Raw genomic sequence first — 22851 nt, forward strand, 5'->3', positions numbered from 1 at the left:
CATCGGTTTTGGTTGGGATGCCCCAAAACTCGTTGGTTTCAGCCTTGATCACAAATCACGTTCTGGCGATCAGGTTCAATCAGCTTGCATCCGTCTGACTACCCATCCGGGCAAGAAGGCGCTCAATGCGATCGGCATGGGCACTTTCGACCCGTGCCAGGCTTTCAAACCAGGCCGCCACATCTTCAAGGCCCTCTTCACGGGCGATGCGGGCCATTTCCGGATAGGCTGTTTCGGCCTCGTCCTTCTCCTGCGCGATCGCGGCTTCGAGGTTCAGGCGGGTTGTGCCCATATCCTTACCGGTCAGGGGATCACCCGCAGATTCGAGAAATTCCAGATGGCCAAAGGCATGGCCTGTTTCGGCCTCGGCCGCGGTGCGGAAAAGCTCGGCGGCCTCGGCCTCACCTTCAATGTCAGCCTGCTGGGCAAAGTAAAGATAGCGTCGGTTGGTTTGCGCCTCGGCGGCAAAGGCCGCGCGCAGGTTTGCCTCGGTACGTGTTCCCTTAAGCGCCATGTGCGCTGATCCTTGTTATTGTTCGCCCAATACAGCCGTGTTGTATGGGCAAAAGTCGCAAAAAATAAGGCGGCAGAACCAAGTGGTTCTGCCGCCCTTTATTTGTCGTCAAATCCACCGTCGTCAAGCAGAGCAGGGGCAATTGCACTGATCAGACGCCAGATTTCATCTGCCTGTCACCTGCGCAAGGCTGCGCGAAGGACGGCGGGTATATCTTAGGCCGCGTTCTGTGCCGCCTGATTGCGACGCAGACGGAACACCAGATCAACCGATGCCAGTTCCGTGCCGTTGGGCATGTTCGGAATGTTGGCGATCTTGACGTCACCGGCCGGAATGTCGGACAGCATGCCGTCTTCTTCGCAATAGAAATGATAATGCGGTTCGGTGTTGGTATCGAAATAGGACCGACCCGAATCAATCACGATCTCATTGAGAAGGCGCGCATCGGTGAACTGGTGCAGGGTATTGTAAACCGTTGCCAGCGATACCTTGATATTATTGCTCATGGCTTCGGAATGCAGCTGTTCTGCCGTGACGTGACGATGGCCATCATCAAACAGCAAACGAGCCAGTGCCAGACGCTGACGCGTCGGACGCAGATTGGCATCCTTGAGCCGGTTAAGCGCGTTGGTATATGGACGCGATGTATGTCCCATAGCTTTGCCCCTTTGTCGTGGTCGGGCCACAATCACAATGGCCCTGTTGAATTCTTGGCATAGACTAAAGAACCCGAACGCGTTGTTCTTTGATTTTGATCAACTATAATCGCGGGATGAAATAACGCTAAATACAAACAAAAAGGGCCAGTAAAAACCGGCCCCTTTTTATTTGGTTCTGACGTCTGGATCAGTCGCCCGTCATGATGCGGTCGACCAGTTCTTTCACAGTCGGAATGTTGCCGTTGGCATAGAACGGGTCTTCGCCAAACTTGTAGGCATTGTGACCGGCAAACATCAGTTCGTGCTCGACATCTGCACCGTGTGCGATGTTCTGCAGCGTCTTCTGAATACAGAAGGACCGCGGATCAGCACGCTTGCCGGTGGTGCCTTCATGCTGTTCCCAGTTTGAGAACTGGCACTGCGACAGGCAGCCCATGCAATCGATCTGGTCTTTCTTAATCGTAAGTGCGCTTTCCGGGGTGACAAACACCATGGTGTCATCCGGGGTCGGCATGCCTTCGGTGTAGCCGGCTTCAAGCCAAGCCTTAACCTTGTCGGCATCGTCTTCGCGCACATAGATCGGACGACCACGACGGCCCAGCGGAATACCGACATGCAAATCGGCTTCTGCCGTACGCGAATAGCGTACCTGACGATCAGAACGCTGATGCAGGTCTTCGAGGAAGTCGTTGCGCACAGCCGAGCTGTAGAAACCGGTCGGGCTGAATTTGTGCAACGATACGTCGCCGTTCTGAAGCTTGGTCAGACGGGATTTCCAGTCATCGGAAATCTCGCTTTCCTGGGTCAGAAGCGGGCGCGTCCCGAACTGGAAGGCCACAGGGGCTACTTCCGGATTGTCGATCCAGTCTTCGAAGTCGCGCAGGAACCAGACACCGCCAGCCATGATGATCGGAACATCATTGAGGCCAACGGAATTCATGAATTCACGAAGGGCTGCAACACGCGGGAACGGATCCTCGGGGACCAGCGGATCTTCGGAGTTTGACAGACCGTTATGGCCGCCAGCACGCCACGGATCTTCATAGACCACGCCGCCAAGCCATTCCGGGATCTTTTTATAAGACCGCAGCCACAGCGCACGGAATGCACGCGCTGATGACACGATCGGATAATAGTGCACGCCATATTGCGCGGAAATCTGGGCGATCTTGTAAGGCATACCCGCGCCACAGGTCACCCCGTGGATCAGGCCTTTGGCCCCTTCAAGAACACCATGGAGAATGGGTTCAGCACCGCCCATTTCCCACAAAACGTTCATATGCAAACGACCTTCGCCGTTCCGCATTTCGTGCGCGATTTGTGCCTGCGCAATCCCGCCACGAATACCATAGGCGATCAGTTCCTGATGGCGGTCGCTACGGGTTTTTCCTGCATATACGATCGGGACCAGATTGCCGTTCTCGTCATAAGAATCGGCATTCACAGCGGAAAAAGTCCCGATACCACCGGCAGCAGCCCATGCGCCGGAACTTTTACCCGTCGATACAGCAACGCCTTTGCCACCTTCAACAACTGGCAAGACCTCTTTACCCGACATGACGAGCGGTTTAAGGGCTTTCAAATTCGTCTCTCCCATTCGGCATTTGCCCACGATACCAAGATATCGTGCAGAGCGCCGGACGACGTCGCGTTTTTATCGTCGTCCGGCATCCCGTTAGCTTATTCGGCGTCACCTGCGTCGAGGTCAGCACCGGTTTCCTGGTCAACACGTTTCATCGACAGCTTGATTTTGCCGCGGTCATCGAAGCCGATGACTTTGACCTTAACCTGGTCGCCTTCTTTCACGATGTCCGAAACCTGTTTGACACGCTCAGGTGCCAGTTCGGAGATGTGAACAAGACCGTCGCGCGCACCGAAGAAGTTCACAAATGCGCCGAAATCAACAGCCTTAACGACCTTACCGTCATAGATATGATTCAATTCAGGTTCCGCAACGATGGATTTGATCCAATCCACGGCCTGCTTGCCTTTGGCACCGTCGGTATGTGCGACAGTGATCGAACCATCGTCTTCGATGTCGACTTTTGCACCGGTTTCTTCGCAGATTTCGCGAATGACCTTGCCGCCCGAACCGATGACATCACGAATTTTGTCTTTCGGGATCGAGAACTGGGTAATGGTCGGTGCATTGCCCGAAACTTCACCGCGTGCTTCCGGAAGGGCTTTCGCCATTTCGCCCAGAATGTGCAGGCGGCCATCACGGGCCTGTTTCAATGCGATCTGCATGATGTCTGCGGTCACCGAGGTGATCTTGATGTCCATCTGCAGAGAGGTGATACCGTTTTCGGTACCGGCAACCTTGAAGTCCATGTCGCCAAGGTGATCTTCGTCACCCATGATGTCGGACAGAACGGCAAAGTCGTCGGCTTCCTTGATCAGGCCCATGGCGATACCCGCAACCGGGCGTGCCAGCGGAACACCGGCATCCATCATTGCAAGCGAGCTTGCGCAAACGGTTGCCATCGAGGAAGAACCGTTCGATTCGGTCACTTCGGAAACGATACGGGTGGTGTACGGGAAGGCGTCCTTGCCCGGCATCAGCGGGTGCAGGGCGCGCCATGCCAGTTTACCGTGACCGATTTCACGACGGCCCGGCGAACCCATACGGCCAGCTTCACCAACCGAGTACGGCGGGAAGTTGTAATGCAGCATGAAGCTTTCACGGTATTCACCGTCAAGCGCGTCAACGATCTGCTCGTCCTGGCCGGTACCAAGGGTAACAACAGCCAGTGCCTGGGTTTCACCACGGGTGAAGATCGAGGAACCGTGCGAACGCGGCAGAACCGAAACTTCGCCCATGATCGGACGAACGTCAGCACCGGTACGGCCATCGATACGCTTGCCGGTTTTCAGGATCGCACCGCGAACGATGTCTTTTTCCAGATCCTTGATGATCGAGGAAACCTTGCCTTTGAGTTCATCAGGAACTTCATCGCCAAGTTTCTCAACGATGTCTGCCTTCGCAGCAGCAACAGCAGCCGAACGCTCCTGTTTGACAACATTTGCGTAAGCAGCGGTCAGGCCTTCGGTGCCCAGAGCGGCAACTTTTTCGACCAGCGCGTCATAACCATCCGGAAGACCGGCAACGTCACGCGGCTCTTTGGCAGCTTCTTCAGCCAGATCGATGATCAGGTCGAGAACGCCCTGGAACTGGTCATGACCGAATTTGACTGCGCCAAGCATGATGTCTTCGGACAGTTCGGATGCTTCGGATTCAACCATCATCACGCCGTCGCGGGTACCGGCAACAACGAGATCAAGGTCGCTTTCCTTAACCGCTTCGGTCGACGGGTTCAGAAGGTATTCACCATCCTTGTAACCAACGCGTGCCGCACCGATCGGGCCGAGGAACGGCAGACCGGAAATGGTCAGCGCAGCCGAGGTACCAATCATCGCAACCACGTCCGGATCGTTTTCCATGTCGTGCGACAGAACGGTACAAACGATCTGGGTGTCGTTGCGGTACTGCGGGTGGAACAGCGGACGGATCGGACGGTCGATCAGACGCGAAACAAGGGTTTCTTTTTCGGACGGACGGCCTTCACGCTTGAAGAAACCACCCGGGATCTTGCCGGCAGCAAATGCTTTTTCCTGGTAGTTAACCGTCAGCGGGAAAAAGTCGACATCCGGGCGCGGCTGTTTGGCGCCAACAGCAGTACACAGGACAACGGTTTCACCGTAGGTCACCTTGACGGCACCATCTGCCTGACGGGCAATTTTACCGGTTTCAAGAACCAGCTTGGCATTGCCCCACTGCATTTCCTTACGGACGACATTAAACATTATTTTCTCTTCCTCTTACAAACCTCTGGCGGACCCGAAATAGTACACGAGTTCCGAACACATTACTCATGAGGCTTGCATGACAGCGTCATGAGTAATGGGTCCGGCGTAAGCATCGGGTCGGCCCATCCGACCCTGCTTCTCGTGTTCCGATCCACCGGAACAATAAAAAAAACGACGGCGGAGGTCACCCTCCGCCGCAGTTTGATATCAGCGGCGAATACCGAGGCGTTCGATAACGGTCTCGTAACGCGACTGGTCTTTGCGCTGCAGGTACTTCAGCAGGCGGCGACGCTGACCAACCATCATGAGAAGACCACGACGGCTGTGGAAGTCGTGGTTATGTTCTTTCATGTGCTCGGTAAGGTTCTTGATCCGTTCAGTCAGGATAGCAACCTGGACTTCGGGGGAACCGGTGTCACCGTCTTTCTGAGCGTATTCTTTGATCAGCTCAGCTTTGCGTTCAGCAGTAATCGACATCAGGCATCCTTTCGCCTTTAGAGATTAAAAACACGCACAGGACGGATTTCGCCACCATTGATCTCAGCCAGCGCTACCGCGCGGTCATCGAGCATGGCACAGACGATTTCGTCCTGCACGACGGGGTTTTCAAGGGCATTGCGCTTTGCCACCGGCAACAGCCCGACAGGCTGGCCAGAGGAAAGGCGTTGCGCCTCGACTTCGGTCAGGGCCAGCGCCGGGATGTCGTCCAGCGCGGTCTCAACCGGAAGCAGTTTCTTCATCACCTCGTCCGGGTCCATATCCAGCAGTTCCTGCAGGGGAATGGCGTTCCCTTCCGAAAACGGCCCCGCCGAAGTCCGGCGAAGCGCGGCGATGTAGCCGACAGTACCCAGGCGCAGCGCGATATCGCGCGCCAAAGATCGCATATACGCGCCTTTGCCCGACACAACGTCAAGCACGGCATGATCGCGATCTGGCATGTCGACCAGTCGAAGATCCTTGATCAGAATCGGACGTGGCTGCAACACCACATCTTCATCGCGGCGCGCAAGGTCATAGGCACGCTTGCCATTGACCTTGATCGCCGAAAACTTTGGCGGCACCTGCTGGATTTCACCGATGAATTCACCCAGCACAGCCTTGATTTCGTCTTCAGTCGGACGATGGTCAGAGGTTTCAATCACCTCGCCTTCCGCATCGTCCGTACTGCGCGCTTCGCCGAATTTCAGCGTCACACGATAGCTTTTACTGCCATCCATGACATAGGCAACCGTTTTGGTTGCTTCGCCAAAGGCAATTGGCAGAACACCGGACGCCAGCGGGTCAAGCGTTCCGCCATGTCCGGCCTTGTTGGCGTCCAACAGACGGCGCACCTGATTGACCACGGTTGATGACGTGATCTCCAAGGGCTTATCGACCGCCAGCCAGCCATTAATGCTTTTACCGCGACGGCGACGCGCCATCAGTCGTCCTCATCTTCCTGGTCACCCGACCGATCGTCCACAAGATCCTGCGCAACATGCGGGTCGCGCAGAAGGGCACTCAGATGGTCAGCGACATCAAAACTCTTGTCTTCGACAAATCGCAATGCAGGCACATATTTCATGTGAACCGTATGGGCCACATGATTGCGCAGGTGACCTTTCTGACGCATCAACGCCTTCATCGACGTTTCTGCTTCCCCGCCGCCAAGCGGGGTGAAAGATACCATAGCATTGCGCATATCCGGTGAAAGATTGACGCCCGTGATGGTTACCGGGCGACGTGTCAGATCCGGATCGTAAATGTCTCCACGCTCCAATGCCTGCGACAGCGCCTGACGGATTTCTTCCGCCACACGGAGCTGTCGCTGACTTGGTGCTTTGGCCGGTTGCTTCGCCATTTCAGTTCCTCACCGTCTTAAAGTTCGACGGCAATTTCCTCGTTTTCGAAGCACTCGATGACATCGCCAGCCTGGATATCGTTGTATTTGGCAAACGACATACCGCATTCATAGCCCTCGCGGACTTCCTTGACTTCGTCCTTGAAGCGACGGAGCGTCGAAAGTTCGCCGGTATGAATGACGACATCGTCGCGCAGCAGGCGGACGCCTGCGCCACGTTTGACGATACCCTCGGTGACCATACAACCGGCAATCTTGTTGCCAGAGATGGTGAAGATGTCGCGGATTTCTGCGTAACCCAGGAACTTCTCGCGAACTTCCGGAGACAGCATGCCCGACAGCATCTTTTTGATGTCATCAGCAACATCGTAAATGATCGAGTAGTAACGAATATCGACGTTGTCACGACGGGCCTGTTCACGGGCCTGCTGGTTTGCACGCACGTTAAAGCCGATGATCAGCGCATTCGATGCACGCGCCAGGGTCACGTCGGATTCGTTGATACCGCCCACACCGCTATGCAGAACACGGACTGAGACTTCCTCGTTACCAAGTTTCTGCAAGGTGCCGATAAGGGCTTCGACAGAACCCTGCACGTCACCCTTGATGACGATCGGGAGTTCTTTAACTTCGCCGCTCTGCGAGAACATGTTCTCGAGTGCGGATTTCTTCATCGCAGCAGCCTGGGTTTCACGAATGCGGCGCTGACGGAAGTCAGAGACCTCACGGGCCTTGGCTTCGTTTTCAACAACCACAAAGTCGTCACCGGCAGACGGCACACCGTTCAGACCGGTCACCTCGACCGGCATGCCCGGAATGGCATCCGAAACACGGTTGCCGTGATCGTCGATCAGAGCACGGACACGACCCCATTCCGGACCCGTGACAAAGATGTCACCGGTGCGCAGCGTACCGCGCTGAACCAGAACGGTTGCGACCGGACCGCGACCTTTTTCCATGCGGGCCTCAACAACAACACCGTCCGCAACGCGTCCCGGGTTGGCTTTGAGGTCAAGGACCTCGGCCTGCAGCAGAATGGCTTCTTCCAGCTCGGTCAGGCCGGTGCGCTGTTTGGCCGAAACCTCAACAGCCTGGACGTCACCGCCCATTTCCTCGACCACGACTTCGTGCTGAAGCAGTTCGGTTTTCACTTTCGATGCGTTGGCACCCGGTTTGTCGATCTTGTTGATCGCGACAATCATCGGAACACCAGCAGCCTTGGCATGGCTGATTGCTTCAATCGTCTGCGGCATGACCGAGTCATCAGCAGCAACAACCAGAACCACGATATCGGTTACCTTGGCACCGCGCGAACGCATTTCGGTAAATGCGGCGTGGCCCGGAGTATCGATAAAGGTGATTTTCGAACCGGTTGCCATGGTGACCTGATAGGCACCGATATGCTGGGTGATGCCGCCAGCCTCGCCACCGGCAACGTCGGTGGAACGCAGCGCATCAAGCAGCGACGTTTTACCATGGTCAACGTGGCCCATGACGGTCACGACCGGCGGACGACCAACAAGCTGTTCTTCGTTGTCATCTGCACTGACCAATGCTTCTTCAACGTCGGCATCGGAAACACGGCGCATGTTGTGGCCGAATTCCTCGACAACCAGCTGTGCGGTATCTGGATCAAGGCTCTGGTTGATGGTCGCCATAACGCCCATGCTCATCAGGGTCTTGATCACGTCTGCTGCACGTTCAGCCATACGGTTGGCCAGTTCCTGGACGGTGATAACGTCCGGGATAACCACATCACGCACGACTTTTTCCTTCGGCTTCTGCGGGCCTTGGGCACGCGCTTTTGCTTTGGCCTGCTGGCGCTTGATCGATGCCATGGAACGACGGCGACCACCTTCGTCACCGCTCATGGCATTGTTGATCGAAAGCTTGCCACGACGGCGGCCATCGTCACCCTTGGTGCGCGCAGCTTTGCCGGCTTCTTCCTCGGCACGCTTGCGGGCTGCCACACGGGCATTTTCTTCTTCGATTTCCTTGCGGCTTTTGGATTTGCCATCTGCCGGGGCGGAACGACGACGCTCTTCGGGGACAAGCGGCTCTGCCGGCTCACCCTGCATGACGTTTTCTTCTGCCTTCGGCTTGGCAGCCGGTTTCGGCTTGGAAGTTTTGCCCTTTGCGGTCGCTGCGGCAAGCTGCTGTTCGACTTCTTCCACAGAAGGGGAGTCGTTTTCAGACTTGGCCGGTGCTTCTTCCTGCTTGGCTTCGGCAGCAGCCTTGGCTTCTTCTGCCTTGCGGGCTTCTTCCTCGGCCTTGCGTGCGGCTTCTTCGCGGGCACGAATTTCTGCGTCCGCTTCGTCCTGCTTGCGGCGCTCTTCAGCAGCCTTCAAAGCAGCCATGCGGGCAGCACGTTCGCTATCGGTCAGGTTGCCGTGATCATCAACGGCCTGACGCGATTTCGGCTCTTCAACCGGCTCTTTCTTGACTTCCGGTTCCGGCTTTTCTGCTGCCGGGGCCTGCTCTTCGACCAGGTCCTTCTTCACTTCACGGAAGCGACCGGATTCGTTCTTTTCGAATGTACGCTTCTTGCGCACTTCGACGGTCACAGATTTTGACCGTCCATGCGAGAAGTTTTGGCGAACCTGACCTGCCTCGACCGTCTTGCTCAATTCAAGCTTCGATCTGTTGAGGCTCAGCGGTTTCTTCTCCTGATCGCGATCACTCATAATCCGTACAACTTCCTCATTTCCTGCGGGATCGGCTACATATTCCGATCCTGTCCTGTCCGTCTGGCGCTGGTCTGATGTCAGACAGCGCGAAATCCTTCAAGCCGCTTGCACGAACGCCCCAACCGGTTGGCAAGGCCTCCTGGCGCAACGGCCACATGTACTGCTTTTTCACGACCAAAGGCCGCGCCGATTTCAGCAGCATCCAGAACGGAATAAATCGGCAGATCCCGGGCCTTGGCCTCGATCTTTGATTTTCCGTCTGCGGCACCATCGCGTGCCGCCAATATCAAGGCTGCGCCCTCGGCAATCTGGGCACGTGCCTTTTCAAATCCTGCAACAGCCTGTCCGGCACGTCGCGCCAGCGACAACAGATCGATGCATTTGCGTGTCAGCAGTTCTTCGATCCGGTCTGCAAGTGCGGTGTCGACCACGACTTTTTGCCGCGCCGCCTTGGCAAAAGCGTTCTTTGCACAGGCGGTATTTATCACATCCCGCGACGGGCACAACCATAATCCCCGTCCCGGCAGCCGTTCCTCAAGGTCGGGAACAACCGAACCATCCGGCCCGATCACAACCCTGAGAAGATCTTCCTTGTTCCGGACTTCGCCGGTGACAATGCACCGGCGTTCCGGAACCTCGGCTACCTTGCCGCCTTTACGATGCGACATGGCATCCTCCGATCGGCCTTAGGCCTCTTCGCTTTCGGCCGTTTCTTCGGTCTCTTCTTCAAGACCTTCGAACCAGCCAAGCTTGCGACGGGCTTCCATGATCATGTCGTTGGCCTGATCCATGGTAATGGTATCGGCATCCCCGACATATTCGATCAGCTCGTCACTTGCGAGATCTGCGAAATCTTCAAGGTTTTTGACGTCGTTTTCGCCAAGGCGAACAACAACAGCCAGCGACAGACCCGGGAATTCAACCAGATCATCAGCAACCTTGAGCTCTTCACGACGCTTCTGAAGACGCTCGGCCTCTTCGGCAAGGAAGGTACGTGCGCGGTTGCGCAGCTCTTCGGCGATTTCTTCTTCAAAACCTTCGATCTCGGCCAGTTCTGCCAACGGCACGTAACCGACTTCCTCGATCGAGGTGAAGCCTTCGGCGACCAGGAGATGGGCGATAACTTCGTCAACATCAAGGGCCTTGATGAACATTTCCGCACGCTTGCGTGCTTCTTCCTGACGACGTTCGCTTTCGTCTTCCTCGGTCAGAATGTCGATATCCCAACCGGTCAGCTGGGAAGCCAGACGTACGTTCTGACCACGACGGCCGATCGCAAGGCTAAGCTGATCGTCCGGAACGACGACTTCGATGCGGTTGGTTTCTTCATCAATAACAACCTTGGTGACCTCGGCCGGGGCCAGAGCATTCACAACGAAGGTTGCCGGGTCTTCCGACCACTGGATGATGTCGATTTTTTCGCCCTGCAGTTCGGCAACAACGGCCTGAACGCGCGAACCGCGCATACCGACACAGGCACCGACCGGATCGATCGAGCTGTCCGAAGACAGAACCGAGATTTTCGCGCGCGAACCCGGGTCACGGGCAACCGATTTGATCTCGATGATGCCGTCGTAGATTTCCGGAACTTCCTGGGCAAACAGTTTTGCCATGAAGGTCGGATGGGTACGCGACAGGAATATCTGCGGGCCACGCTGTTCACGACGAACATCAAGGATCAGGGCACGAACCCGGTCACCCTGACGCACGGTCTCGCGCGGGATCAGTTCTTCACGGCGCAGAATGGCTTCTGCACGGCCGATATCGACAAGAACGTTGCCAAACTCGACACGCTTGACGACACCGTTGATGACTTCGTCTGCGCGGTCCTTGTATTCCTCGAACTGGCGTTCGCGCTCTGCGTCGCGCACTTTCTGCACGATGACCTGCTTTGCGGTCTGGGCAGCGATACGGCCAAAATCAATCGGCGGCAGCGGATCAACCAGGAACTCACCAAGATTGATGTTCTCGTCACGGATACGTGCCTGTTCGAGCGACATCTGGGTGAAATCGTTTTCGATTTCATCGGTGACTTCGATGTAACGGGCGAGTTTGATTTCGCCGGTTTTACGGTCGATATGCGCACGAATGTCATGCTCGTGACCATATCTGGAACGACCGGCCTTCTGAATGGCCTGTTCCATGGCACCGAGAACTTCGTCACGATCAATGCCCTTTTCACGAGCGACGGCATCAGCGACCTGCAAAAGTTCCGGCCGCGGCATTCCCGAAGTTGCTTCCATATCCAACCTCTATTCTGCGTTGTCGTCATTCCGGCGGTCGCCGGTGACGTGCGCGATCAATTCATCTGTCAGCACCAATTTCGCTTTCGCGATATCGGCCAACGGCAACAAGACACGTTCGCCATCCACAATCAGGGCGACCGCATTATCTTCAATCCCATCCAGCACACCGCTGAAACGGCGACGACCATCCATGGCCATCACCAGCTCGACCTTTGCCTCAAAGCCCTTCCACACATCAAAGTGCGCAGCACGGGTCAGCGGGCGGTCGATACCCGGGGAACTGACTTCAAGGTGATAGGCACCTGAAATCGGGTCCTCGACATCCATCAGGGCAGAAACCGTACGGCTGATTTCGGCGCAATCTTCAACATTGATGCTGCCTTTCGCGTCCGGACGATCCGCCATGATCTGCAGGATATTGTGGTCCTGACCCGTCATCGAAACGCGAACCAGCTCAAAGCCCAGTGCGTTGATTGACGGCTCGATAATCTCTGCGATTTTCGCCATCAACGGGTCTTTTAACTGTTGTCCAATCAGCTCAGCCATAAAGCGATGCCATACCCCAAAAAGCACAAAAGAGCGGGCGCGGGGCCCACTCTTTGTCAGAATTTACAAAAAGCTTGGCGGCGTTATACAGCCGGTTTGTGCAAAAATCAAGTCAGGATACCGGCAGCCAACACCATTCAACCCAAGGATTCCGCGCGGGTTCAAACCGACGGCTGCGGGGCGGCCAAACCACGGAAGAAGGCAAAGGCATTTACAGCCCCGTCCCGCACCGCCTGCTCGTCCTTTGCATCAAGCGCCAAGCCATTGACCTGCTCCGCAAATTCACGCCAGTACTTGCCGCGCCCTTCGACATGGCCGGCCAGATGACGGGCGCCAAATTGCGCATGCAGGCCGATCTTGTCCGCTGCCTTAAGCAAAAAGGCCGCCCCAAGCGATGAGCCTTCACAAACATACAGCCAGCCAACCCTTTCCGCGCCATCGGCGTTAATCGGCATCCGACTCCAGTCTTCATCCGCGTCATACCCAAGGTCCGTCATATCGGCACAGACGGCATCATATCGGCTGCGCTCCGCCAAGCCCGGAATGGCATCATTCAGATCAGCTGCCGCATATAGTGATTTCATCCGGCCATGAAATATATGTTGCAAGCGCAAGAAGCGCAGATAGTTGTCGCGGCTATCGAACGGCTCCATGGCCATAACCATGTCATCGACCGACTGATGCGCGCTGCGCGTCGATTGCTTGAGTTCTTCAAGACGGGTCATGCCCGCCATTGCCTGACCTGATACAGCATTCATTGCCGTTGCCCTTTCCTAAGTCCGATCCTGAGTCCGGCCGAATGGTCCATTGCCGTTCGGCTCCCTGTTTTCAAGACGGATTAGGCGGGCTGATATCTGACATTCACCGTGCGAAATCATTCCACGGTCACAATCAGTCCTCGCGAAACGCGCGGGCAAACTGATCCGACAATGGTTTGAACAGATAACTGAGGGCTGATCGTTCCCCGGTGGCAAGGAAGGTCTCAACGGGCATGCCCGGCACCAATTCACGGCCGTCAAGTTTGGCCACTTCACCGGCTTCGATGCGCACCCTTACATTATAATATGTCTCACCGGTCAGTTCATCGCGATCGAGATCGGCTGAGACAAAGGATACCTGTCCGGTCAGTTCCGGGGTGGTTCGCTGATTAAACGCCGTGAAGCGCAACATGGCTTTTTGGCCGACAACGACCTGTTCGATGTCACGCGGATTGACCTTTGCCTCAATCACCAGCTCGTCCTGATCCGGGACAATCCCCATGATCCTGTCGCCCGGACCGATCACACCGCCAACCGTGTGCACGGCAAGCTGATAGATCGTCCCGTCATAAGGCGCGCGAATATCGATCCTGCGCAGCTGGTCCCGCAGGGCGATTTCACGCTGCATCAATTGGGCAATTTGCTGATCAATATCGGTCAGCTCACCAAGAACTTCTGTCTGCCGATCACGGTCAAGCTGCAGGATTTGCATCTCGGTTTCGGAAATCTGCATGCGTGTTGCAGCAATCTGGGCCGTCAATTCGCCATGTCGACCATCAAGGCTTGCGCGTTCGCGGCGCAGGGCAGCAACCCGCGTGATCGGCACAAGTTGTTTGGCAAACAGGGTTTCAAGACCGGTCAGTTCATCAACGATATGATGACGCTCTTCCTCATTGGCGTTTTTCTGTGCAGTCAGGCCGACAACCGTTTCAGAAAGCTGGGAAAGCTTTTGGCGCAATTGTTCCTTTTCACCTTCAAGACTGTTCTTGCGGGCGGCAAACAAACTGACCTCGGCCGCGATCAATTCGGATATCTTTGGCTCCGATTGGCGATCAATAAAGGCCGCAGGCACTTCAAGGGCGGACAGGTTGTCACGTTCGCCACTCAGGCGCATGCGTCTGGCAATCAAGGCCGACAATTGTGTTTCAACAATCCCAAGGCTTGCGCGTGCCATTGTATCGTCCAGCCGAATCAGAAGATCACCGGCCGCAACCCGGTCGCCATTCTTCACATTGATCTGGCCAACGATGCCGCCTTCTGAGTGCTGCACGTCCTTGACGTTGCTTTCGACAACGAGCTTGCCGGTGGCTACCACCGCACCAGAAAGCTCGGCAAAAACAAGCCACAACACACAGCTGGCAAACAGCACGGCGACAATCCCGCCACCCCAAACAACATGACGGCGCAATGTTGCAATTGCTGGCGAGATCACGTTGTGATCTGCCGATCCGCTCGGCCCGGTGGCAAGCTGTAATCTGGTCATGCGGTTTCTCCCACCTGTCTGACGGTTTTACGCATGATGTCGTCGCGCTTGCCAAAGGCCACCTGACGTCCGTCCTGGATAACAGTCGCGAGGTTCACGGTCGCAAGTGCACTGGGTCTATGGGCGATCAGAACAACAATCGCCCCGCGGGCACGCGCATCCCTGACCGCTTGAAGCAATGCCTGCTCACCCAGGCTGTCGAGGCTTGCATTGGGTTCATCAAGGACAATCAGGAACGGATCACCAAACAAGGCACGGGCAAGGCCGATGCGTTGCCGCTGCCCGCCTGATAGGACAACTCCTCCGCTGCCAATCCGGGTGTCATAGCCATTGGGTAGGGACAGGATCATCTCATGGGCGCCAGCTGCCTTTGCGGCCGAAACAATGACGCTGTCGGTTGCGTCAGCCTGCAACCGGGCGATATTGCGCGCAATCGTATCGTCAAACAGCGCCACATCCTGGGGTAGATAGCCGATATGGCGGCCTAGATCGACCGGGTTCCAGTGCGATAACTCCGCCCCGTCAAGGCGGATACTGCCTCCGCGAAACGCCCCCATGCCAACAAGTGCCCGCCCAAGCGTCGATTTTCCCGAACCACTTGGCCCGATCACACCAAGCCCGTCGCCGGCGCTTAGGGAAAGCTCGCCAACCCGCAAAAGAACCTTGTCTTTGCCAGCTTTCTGATTACCGGGCGTGCCGATCACAAGACCGGAAACCGAAAGGCCCTCAGACGGCGCGGGCAGAGTTGTGGTGTCCGCTTTATCGGAAATATCGGGCAGAAGCGCATCAAGACGACCCCGAGCTTGTCGGGCCGCGACAAATCCGCGCCAGTTGGCGATGGCCTGTTCAACCGGTGACAACGCACGCGCAGTTAAAATTGATGCTGCGACCATCGCACCGGGGGTGACTTCCTGCTTGATCGCAAGATAGGCACCAAGTGCCAATACACCGGATTGCAATGCCAGACGAATGACCTTGATATAGGCCGAGAACGTCGAGTTGACGTCACCCACTGCGGTGTTGTCGTTTAAATACAGATTGTTTTGCTTGGCCCATGCCCCGCGAAAGGCATCTTCCATGCCCATGGCACGAATGGCTTCGGCATTTTGCCGCCCGGCTTCAATCAGTGCATTGCGCCTGACGATCTGGCTGTTCATCCGCGCGACTTTCTTGCGCGTTACAAATTCACTGATCAGGGTCAGAACAATCAGAACCACCCCGCCGACAAGCGCCAGTACGCCAAGCCAGGGATGAAAGGCAAAAACAATCCCAAGGAAAAGCGGCATCCACGGCAAATCGCATATCGCGACGGGCCCGGAACCGCCAAGGAACTGCCGGATCTGATCAAGATCACCAAGCGGCTGGGTGTTTTCACGACCGTTTTTCAAACGCAGATCCAGGGTACTGGCAAGCGCCATCGGCCCGATCTGTTCATCGACCCGCCAGCCAATCCGGACCAGCATGCGCGCGCGCAGGGCATCCACGGCACCAAGAAACAGATAAAGGCCGACCACAAGCCCGATCAGGGCAATCAAGGTCGGGATACTCTGGCTTGCCAGAACGCGGTCATAGACCTGAAGCATGAAAAGCGGGCCGGTCAGCATCAAAAGGTTGGACACACCACTCATCGCGCCGACGGCCAGAAAGGCACCGCGCAATGCGCCAAGGGCACGGCTCATCGGGCCGGAATGCGTCGAAGGCTGGGTGGGGCTTTGGGATGCTTTGACAAACACGCTTTTGATACACCAGTGATCTAGGGTAGGTTGGGGTGGGTGCCGCTGTTTCGCGGCACCCTGCAATCAAGACCTTGTGCCCGTTCCGCTTCTTGCGGGACGGGCCGTTTTGTTAAACGAAGTCCGTTGCATCAAGGTCGTTGAAATCAACACCGGTCAGGGTGACGGTGCCGTTGGCATGGGTGATCACGGCATTGCCTGCGCCGTCATCGCCGATGGTGACCGAGCTGTAGTCGATATCAAGAACGTCGGTACCATCGGTGAAGTCGGTGATGGTGTCGTCGCCAAAGCTTGACGAGGTATCGAACTCAAAGGTGTCCGCACCGCCATTACCGGTCAGAATGTCATCACCGGCCCAACCGCCGATCACGTCATCGCCGGCGCTGCCGTTGATTTCAACACCGGAATCAAGAACAGATTCCAGCGTGTCGGTGCTGCCGGAATAGATGTCGACAAGGACACCATTGGTGTCACTGTTCGACAGGTTCAGGCCCGAGATATCAACCGGAGAATCGGTGAAATCAAATTCGGTTCCATTGTCCGCGACACCCAAGGTGCTGCCAAAGGACAGCTTGTCGAGATTGCCCGCGATCGTGTGCGTGTTGATGTCGTAGGCAAAGTCAGAGCTTCCCGCAGTCGCAAGCACAGAACCGGTGTAGCTGCTGCTGCTATCCTGGTCGGTCGCAAGGAACTGTGAACCACCGTAATAGCTCGACGGTGCAAAGCCATCATAGAAAGTACCGTGGTTGCCCGAACCAAGCGAGAAGTTGGTGTTGAAGTCTTCAATAACCCCATGCAGGTCTACACCAGCACCCGAAGATGCCGCGTTGAGATCAATCGTAATAGTCATGTCAGTTTCTCCTGTCATAAAGCTACCCATTTAGTGGATAACGTCATGAGAATGACTCTTATTATCTTTAAGAGTCAACGGAAAAAATTGTGTAATATCAGTAGTTTAAATTGACAAACACGAAAGCCCAACCAGGCACATGCCTGGTTGGGTTCAACATCTTGCCGATGCGGCGTTACGTTAAAAATTGCCGCTAAAAGTCAGTATGGCGGTTCGTCCTGGTGCCGGGGCAAATGTTCCGCCGGTCCCTTGCACATAGGCCTCATCAAGCATGTTGTTCACCGCAAATCTCAGTGTGAGGTTTTCGTTGATTTCATAGGAGCTATAGAAATCAAACACCCGGTACTTGAAATACTCAGAGACGATTGAGGACGAGTTGCTGCTGCCGAAGTTATCCTGCGGATAAACAAATGACGCCCGCATTCCAAGAACAAGGTCCTGATCAAACAGTCGGAACCCACCATCGACCGTGTATTTTCGCTTTGGAATTGCATAAATCCCGAAAAGCCTATCAGCGGTCCCATAATTTACATCGCTGTAGGAAAGATAGGTTGCACCCAATTGGGTATAGTTTACCGCGGCATAGGGATCGTATGCTGCGTCGAGAACATATGGATTGTGGTTGCCTGACAGATCGGTATCCGAGATCGAAATCGTACCACCGAGATAAAATTCTCCAGCATCGTAAGACAGCTCGGCTTCAGTGCCATTGATGTATACCGGGTCAGTCAAATTGACGATTGCCTCGGCCTCAACCGAAGTATTCGTAATAACCCCAAGGTTCGTTCGTCTTGGGGTTGGCTGTGGGACGTTCGCCAAGGTGATGTAGTTATCAATTGCGGTCCGATAGTAAGCAACCTTTGCCCTGAACCCGTCGCCTTGGCGAAGCACATTGTCAAAGCTGAAGTTGACACCAACTTCTTTCGTCTCGCTTTCTTCAGGCTTCAGGTTTGCGTTGGAGTAAAACGGCAACCCGGCATTGTCACCAATATGATCGCCCTTGATCATTGATTCCATGATGGTCGGGGCACGCATGTTCCGGCGATAGTTTGCAAATAGCTGAATTCCCGGGGTCACGTTGACACTGGCACCAACCGATGGTGAAAACCCGTCTTCGCTAAGATCGATGTTCAGTGGCGTGCCACCATCCTCGCAGAGATTGGCGGAGTTCTGCTCCTCACACCAATAGGAATCACCGGTCAGTGAGTATCGGTCATAGCGAAGGCCACCTCGCAGTTCGAACATGTTGTTAAGGTCATAAGTGGCGGCAACAAAGCCCCCGGAAACGTCACGTTCGCCGGCCGGGGTGCCACCTTCGATTTCATACGCGGCACCCGCGCCGCCAAGACCGCCAAGCTCGGCACTTGTTTTCGCCGTGTCCTGAAAATACTCGACACCGTAATCCAGACCGAGATGACTGGCGATGTCGCTACTCAGGTCAAAGTCGAAGCTGCTACTGTTTGACACCTCACCGCCCAACGTATCGAGTGTATATTGGTTATCAAAGGAGTCCGTCGTAACGGCGCCGCTTGTATTGTATCGCGCCGGTCGGAACTGGTGGTTCTGTGTCCGTGTCCAGTAGACGCCGCTATTCATGGCAATCAGGTCTGATTCCGGGTTCCAGACATGCTTGGCGGTTAGGGTATGAACGTCCGTTTTATTGTGGTCCTGGTAGTTGTTCGTCGAATCACTCGACTTTGTGTATGACGTGCTGCTTCCGACGTAACCAAGATTTATCTCCTGATCTTCCGTCAGAAAAAGGTTCGCCTTTACCAGCCCCGACGTTTGCCGGACATAACTGTATTCCGGGCGCGAACTGTAAACATCGACATATTTTGGTGAGCTATCGATTTCCTGATAAAGGCCCGGGTTATGCGTCCCGGGACGATAATCACCGACGACTTTCCGGCTAACTGCCGCAGATAGATCAAACTTTGGCGAAACACGTGCACCAACGGCAACGTCGCCCGCAAAGTCGTACTGGTTTGTACCGCGGCTAAGATTGACTTTGCCGCCCCAATCCTCGTCCGGGTCGAGAATATCCTGTGTATTAAGCGTTCGCATGGTGACGATCCCGGCAGATGTACCCGCACCACCATTCTTCGCCAAATCAGACTTCTCGACCTCAACCTCGGCCAGAAGCGCCGGATCGACATAAACACGTGATGACGTGCCATGTGTCAGCTGATTGTAGTTCTGACGCGCACCATCAATATTGACGTTTACCCGGCCCATTTCCTGCTGACCACGCACATTGACCGTCAAACCCGGATCTTGGGCATCATTTGCAATATCCACACCGGCAACATTATTGAAAATCTCGCGTGCCTCACGCACCGGGGCTTTGCGCATGCTTTCCTGCGTGATCACCGCTACAGAGCCGGGGGTTGAATAAACCTCGTCGGGAACACCATTTGGCCCCACGGCGCGACGGCGTGCCTTCACAACGACGGGCGCTGTCACGAAGTCATTGCCATTATTGCTTGTACGGCTTGGATCGATAACCGAGATCGTCGTTGCGTTCAGCACCTGCCAGACGAGACCACTTTGCGACAACATTCTGTCCAATGCTTCGGTCGCGCTCATTTCGCCCGATATTGCAGTACTTTGAACCCCGTCGGGCAAAGAGCCGTCAATTGCAACATCAACCCCGGAAATTCTTGAAAAGGCCACCAGCGCCATCGCAAGCGGCTGTGGCGCGATGTCAAACGCATGGGTCTCGTTGGAAAGCGCTGAAGAAGATGAATTGGCTTGTGCGATCTCAAATGCTGACGGCATGTCAGCGCTAGTTTTTTCGATTGATTGTGCTGCTGCCCCAACAGGCGCTATTGCAATCAATCCACAGCCCAGCGCACCAAACGCCAAGGCCGTCACATCCCCCAAGGATGTCCCCGTTTTGAGAGTTGTCTTTTTGGTATCGCCGAGGCGACCCACCCCATCTGAAGGCATTTTATTATGGTCTCCTGATTTCACGAATGCAACTTAGTCGCATTGCTGTTTCGCTACTTTCTCAGACGAGGGGGTTTTGCACTTATCTGAAACAAAATGATCTTTTTTGAAAATAATTGTTATTTGCAACTATTTTGGTTATCTGGCTTCAGGGTCTGTACCCATAAATCTGGCTCAGACGTCCCGGATAACGGTCAGATAATCGGTGAAACGGGTCACATCGACATGCAAGACATCTGCAAGAACCGGCACGACGTCACGTGACCGGTCGAGATCGACGACCAGCGTTACCGGCCGCCTTTTCAATGCATCACCCATAATAACGATCTTGCCCGGCTGCCAGCGCTCAAGCACCGTGGCAACATGGGCAAGCGGCTCACCCATGAAGACCAATTGCCCCTGACGCCAGGCCAGCGCCGAGTGCACATCAACCGGATGCGCCGACCGTGAAACGCCAGTGGCATCGTATGTCATGGTATTGCCCTCTGCGAGGGTGTGACGCCCACCGGCAATATCGATCATAAGCGGATTGGTTTCGGCGATCGTCGTTATCTTGCCATCATAGGCAGCAACATCAAACGTTCCGCCGGTCGATAGGGTTCTTCCGTTTTGGGCGCGGACGAAAAAGGCACCATCATCACCTTCATGTTCGAACCATGCTTCGCCCTGATGTATTTCGACGCCGGTCATGCGGCCATCGGACACGAAAGAAAGAATGCTGTTGCTGGCAATAATGCTACGTCCGCGTTGTCCGGGGATGCTGATTTCACGTCGCTGCCCGGTTTGCGTTCTGATATCGGCCAGCGGGTGGTAGCGATATGCCCCCCAGCCTCCTGCAAGCAAAATGGCCGCCAGTGAACCTCCCAGCATGGCGCGGCGTCCGATATGGGTCGAAGACGTGAAATCAAGGCTTGAACTACCACTCCACAGTCGCTCGATATCGGAAAATGCCTTTGGATGCGCCGGGTCTTGCGCCACCCATTGCGCAAATTTCTGGCGATCTTCTTCGCTTTCACTGCCATCAAGCAGCAAGGCGAACCAATAGGCTGCCTGCTCTGATACCGGATCTTGCAAAGAGTTCATGCTGTTTGCTCGTGCCATTGTCTGGTTATTTTCTGGTTTCAACTGTGCGGTGCAGCTCTAACCGCGTTACCCGAACACAGGGATAATTCCGCTCTATAGGTTTTAACGAACGAACGCGCGAAATATCCGAAGTCCCGATCACTTTTTTTCCGCCTGATCCATCGCTTCTTTGATCAGGCCAAGTGCACGAACCATTCTGCTAAAAGCTGTCTGGCTGGGAATGCCGAGTTTTTCACCGATCTGCACATATGTCAGACCTTCAATACGGGCCAGAATGAAAACGTCGCGGTGATGCTTGGGGAGCTTTTGCAAGATTTTCTGCAACCGTTTCAGCTCCTGACGAGACCAGGCGATTTGTTCGGGCGACGGGGTATCGTCTGCCAGCATTTCGAATGCTTTGTCCGGATCGGGGACAAAGCTCAGGATCCGTTCACGCCTGAAATGATCAATCACCAGATTATTCGCGGTGCGATACAGATAGGACTTGGCAAAATCCTGCTCGGGCAGTGATGGCGTTGCAATGATGCGCAGGAACGTGTCCTGCACGATGTCATCTGCCATGTGCCACGACAGTTTGCGCCGCCGCACAAATTGCAGAAGCCGCGAATGATAGGTTCGAAAGAGCTTGTTTACATCCCAATGTGGCACGGGTCGGACCTTTGGACTGATCTGCAAACCGGCATTAAGGTGGGGCCAAAACACGCTGGTTTGACATCGACATCAAGAAGATGAGCCACGCACTCTATCGCACATGAAAATCATTCTCAATATAATCCTGTTTATGCTGACGTACAGTCACCTAATCACAAACGGGATTTCCAAAAAGAAACCCGCCTGAAACAGGCGGGTGTTCTCAAACTGAATTGTCAGGCAGCACGGCTTCAGGCAGCACGCTTTTTGCGGCGGAAGCGCAGATAGTTACATTTCTTGCCCTGACGCAGTGCCTTTTGCTCATAGCGGGTTTTGACCCAATCGCTTGGCGGGGTGCGCCAGTCATCGGGGCCATCGGCCAGCCATTCGAAATCCGGATGGTTGTGCATATGCTGCAGGGTCCAGGAAATATACTGCATGTCATCGCTGGCCACCCGGAACTCCGCCCCGTCTTTCAGAAGACGGGCAAGCAGTGCCAAATTCTTTGGCCCGATAAAGCGTCGTTCTGCGTGGCGTTTCTTTGGCCACGGATCAGGAAACAGTAAAAAGGCCCGATCAAAACAGGCATCCACCAGCTTATACAGCAGCGGGCGCGAATCATCGGCAACCACGCGAACATTGGAAAGATTTCGCTCATCGAGATGGCGCAACAGGCTTCCGACCCCGTCCATGAACGGCTCTGCACCGATGATCCCGACGCCCGGATTGGCTTCGGCCTGACCGGCAAGGTGTTCACCCCCGCCAAAGCCGATTTCCAGCCAAAGCTGATCGGGCGTACCATCGAAATAGCTGTTGGGATCAATCCCGGCTTCGTCCGGATAGGTGATGCCGATCTTGGGCAACATCGCATCGACAAGAGCCTTGCGGGAATCCTTGAGCGGTCGGCTGCCGCGACGGCCATAGAAGTTCGGACGATCAGGTGTCGGGATCGGGCGGTCTTTGTTGCGCATGGTCGTTTCTGTCGATCAGGGTCGGGATTTGCGGGTCAGGTCGTCTTTAAATCAAAACGGGCGGCCCGTTATTTCCGGGCCGCCCGCCTCTTATC

The 22851-nt window shown here is 55.3% G+C and carries 19 protein-coding genes; all 19 read right to left on the reverse strand.

All coding sequences use genetic code 11. The features are described from left to right. Positions 1-79: 79 nt before the first annotated feature. The 19 genes from CMO10_RS00685 to trmB all read right to left on the reverse strand — a co-directional run bounded on the left by CMO10_RS00685 (position 80) and on the right by trmB (position 22756). Positions 80-514 carry a rubrerythrin family protein gene (locus CMO10_RS00685; protein WP_297018391.1) on the reverse strand — a complete coding sequence of 145 codons (435 nt, stop codon included), beginning with the start codon at positions 512-514 and terminating at the stop codon, positions 80-82. 215 nt (positions 515-729) lie between these two features. After that, positions 730-1170, reverse strand: a complete 441-nt coding sequence (gene irrA, locus CMO10_RS00690) for an iron response transcriptional regulator IrrA (RefSeq protein WP_044830048.1) — start codon at positions 1168-1170, stop codon at positions 730-732. Between the two features lie 190 nt (positions 1171-1360). Further along, positions 1361-2755 (reverse strand): NAD(P)H-dependent flavin oxidoreductase, encoded by a 1395-nt coding sequence (locus tag CMO10_RS00695; RefSeq protein WP_297018393.1) that lies wholly within the window; start codon positions 2753-2755, stop codon positions 1361-1363. A 98-nt stretch (positions 2756-2853) separates the two neighbouring features. Beyond that, on the reverse strand, positions 2854-4977 hold the full coding sequence (gene pnp, locus CMO10_RS00700) for a polyribonucleotide nucleotidyltransferase (protein ID WP_044830046.1): 2124 nt from the start codon (positions 4975-4977) through the stop codon (positions 2854-2856). A gap of 210 nt (positions 4978-5187) precedes the next feature. Further along, a complete protein-coding gene (rpsO, locus tag CMO10_RS00705) occupies positions 5188-5457 on the reverse strand; it encodes a 30S ribosomal protein S15 (RefSeq protein ID WP_007088414.1) in 270 nt (89 codons plus the stop codon). A 17-nt stretch (positions 5458-5474) separates the two neighbouring features. Next, positions 5475-6401 (reverse strand): tRNA pseudouridine(55) synthase TruB, encoded by a 927-nt coding sequence (gene truB / locus CMO10_RS00710; protein WP_297018396.1) that lies wholly within the window; start codon positions 6399-6401, stop codon positions 5475-5477. Continuing rightward, positions 6401-6820, reverse strand: a complete 420-nt coding sequence (rbfA, locus tag CMO10_RS00715) for a 30S ribosome-binding factor RbfA (RefSeq protein ID WP_297018398.1) — start codon at positions 6818-6820, stop codon at positions 6401-6403. Before rbfA ends, truB begins: the two co-directional genes overlap by 1 nt. 17 nt (positions 6821-6837) lie before the next feature. After that, entirely contained in the window at positions 6838-9504 is a 2667-nt protein-coding gene (infB, locus tag CMO10_RS00720; RefSeq protein ID WP_297018400.1) for a translation initiation factor IF-2, read from the reverse strand. Between the two features lie 80 nt (positions 9505-9584). Beyond that, positions 9585-10175: an RNA-binding protein gene (locus CMO10_RS00725; RefSeq protein ID WP_297018402.1), complete on the reverse strand. Its 591-nt coding sequence runs from the start codon at positions 10173-10175 to the stop codon at positions 9585-9587. 18 nt (positions 10176-10193) lie between these two features. Then, the gene (gene nusA, locus CMO10_RS00730) at positions 10194-11750 is read right to left on the reverse strand and encodes a transcription termination factor NusA (protein WP_044830041.1); all 1557 of its coding nucleotides are present in this window, start codon (positions 11748-11750) and stop codon (positions 10194-10196) included. Between the two features lie 9 nt (positions 11751-11759). Continuing rightward, the gene (gene rimP, locus CMO10_RS00735; RefSeq protein ID WP_052657720.1) at positions 11760-12260 is read right to left on the reverse strand and encodes a ribosome maturation factor RimP; all 501 of its coding nucleotides are present in this window, start codon (positions 12258-12260) and stop codon (positions 11760-11762) included. A 200-nt stretch (positions 12261-12460) separates the two neighbouring features. Then, complete coding sequence (locus tag CMO10_RS00740) at positions 12461-13057, reverse strand: biliverdin-producing heme oxygenase (protein ID WP_297018409.1); 597 nt, start codon at positions 13055-13057, stop codon at positions 12461-12463. 133 nt (positions 13058-13190) lie between these two features. Then, positions 13191-14540, reverse strand: a complete 1350-nt coding sequence (locus CMO10_RS00745) for an HlyD family type I secretion periplasmic adaptor subunit (RefSeq protein ID WP_297018411.1) — start codon at positions 14538-14540, stop codon at positions 13191-13193. Next, a complete protein-coding gene (locus CMO10_RS00750) occupies positions 14537-16273 on the reverse strand; it encodes a type I secretion system permease/ATPase (RefSeq protein WP_297018412.1) in 1737 nt (578 codons plus the stop codon). The genes CMO10_RS00745 and CMO10_RS00750 overlap by 4 nt, the downstream gene beginning before the upstream one ends. Positions 16274-16385: 112 nt before the next feature. Then, positions 16386-17123, reverse strand: coding sequence for a calcium-binding protein (locus CMO10_RS00755; RefSeq protein ID WP_297018413.1), 738 nt, complete (start codon positions 17121-17123; stop codon positions 16386-16388). Between the two features lie 180 nt (positions 17124-17303). After that, on the reverse strand, positions 17304-20072 hold the full coding sequence (locus CMO10_RS00760; protein ID WP_297018414.1) for a TonB-dependent receptor: 2769 nt from the start codon (positions 20070-20072) through the stop codon (positions 17304-17306). 174 nt (positions 20073-20246) lie between these two features. Beyond that, on the reverse strand, positions 20247-21155 hold the full coding sequence (locus CMO10_RS00765) for a FecR family protein (protein WP_297018416.1): 909 nt from the start codon (positions 21153-21155) through the stop codon (positions 20247-20249). A gap of 138 nt (positions 21156-21293) precedes the next feature. After that, a complete protein-coding gene (locus CMO10_RS00770) occupies positions 21294-21857 on the reverse strand; it encodes an RNA polymerase sigma factor (RefSeq protein WP_363928318.1) in 564 nt (187 codons plus the stop codon). Between the two features lie 179 nt (positions 21858-22036). Continuing rightward, on the reverse strand, positions 22037-22756 hold the full coding sequence (trmB, locus tag CMO10_RS00775) for a tRNA (guanine(46)-N(7))-methyltransferase TrmB (RefSeq protein WP_297018419.1): 720 nt from the start codon (positions 22754-22756) through the stop codon (positions 22037-22039). Between the last annotated feature and the right edge of the window lie 95 nt (positions 22757-22851).

Source organism: Thalassospira sp. (assembly GCF_002709775.1).
Lineage (GTDB): Bacteria > Pseudomonadota > Alphaproteobacteria > Rhodospirillales > Thalassospiraceae > Thalassospira.

Bases quoted from the DNA above. Each gene is read 5' to 3' on its own strand.
- CMO10_RS00685 (WP_297018391.1), bottom strand. From the start codon at position 514: ATGGCGCTTAAGGGAACACGTACCGAGGCAAACCTGCGCGCGGCCTTT.
- irrA (WP_044830048.1), bottom strand. From the start codon at position 1,170: ATGGGACATACATCGCGTCCATATACCAACGCGCTTAACCGGCTCAAG.
- pnp (WP_044830046.1), bottom strand. From the start codon at position 4,977: ATGTTTAATGTCGTCCGTAAGGAAATGCAGTGGGGCAATGCCAAGCTG.
- rpsO (WP_007088414.1), bottom strand. From the start codon at position 5,457: ATGTCGATTACTGCTGAACGCAAAGCTGAGCTGATCAAAGAATACGCT.
- truB (WP_297018396.1), bottom strand. From the start codon at position 6,401: ATGGCGCGTCGCCGTCGCGGTAAAAGCATTAATGGCTGGCTGGCGGTC.
- rbfA (WP_297018398.1), bottom strand. From the start codon at position 6,820: ATGGCGAAGCAACCGGCCAAAGCACCAAGTCAGCGACAGCTCCGTGTG.
- infB (WP_297018400.1), bottom strand. From the start codon at position 9,504: ATGAGTGATCGCGATCAGGAGAAGAAACCGCTGAGCCTCAACAGATCG.
- CMO10_RS00725 (WP_297018402.1), bottom strand. From the start codon at position 10,175: ATGTCGCATCGTAAAGGCGGCAAGGTAGCCGAGGTTCCGGAACGCCGG.
- nusA (WP_044830041.1), bottom strand. From the start codon at position 11,750: ATGGAAGCAACTTCGGGAATGCCGCGGCCGGAACTTTTGCAGGTCGCT.
- rimP (WP_052657720.1), bottom strand. From the start codon at position 12,260: ATGGCGAAAATCGCAGAGATTATCGAGCCGTCAATCAACGCACTGGGC.
- CMO10_RS00740 (WP_297018409.1), bottom strand. From the start codon at position 13,057: ATGAATGCTGTATCAGGTCAGGCAATGGCGGGCATGACCCGTCTTGAA.
- CMO10_RS00745 (WP_297018411.1), bottom strand. From the start codon at position 14,540: ATGACCAGATTACAGCTTGCCACCGGGCCGAGCGGATCGGCAGATCAC.
- CMO10_RS00755 (WP_297018413.1), bottom strand. From the start codon at position 17,123: ATGACTATTACGATTGATCTCAACGCGGCATCTTCGGGTGCTGGTGTA.
- CMO10_RS00760 (WP_297018414.1), bottom strand. From the start codon at position 20,072: ATGCCTTCAGATGGGGTGGGTCGCCTCGGCGATACCAAAAAGACAACT.
- CMO10_RS00765 (WP_297018416.1), bottom strand. From the start codon at position 21,155: ATGAACTCTTTGCAAGATCCGGTATCAGAGCAGGCAGCCTATTGGTTC.
- trmB (WP_297018419.1), bottom strand. From the start codon at position 22,756: ATGCGCAACAAAGACCGCCCGATCCCGACACCTGATCGTCCGAACTTC.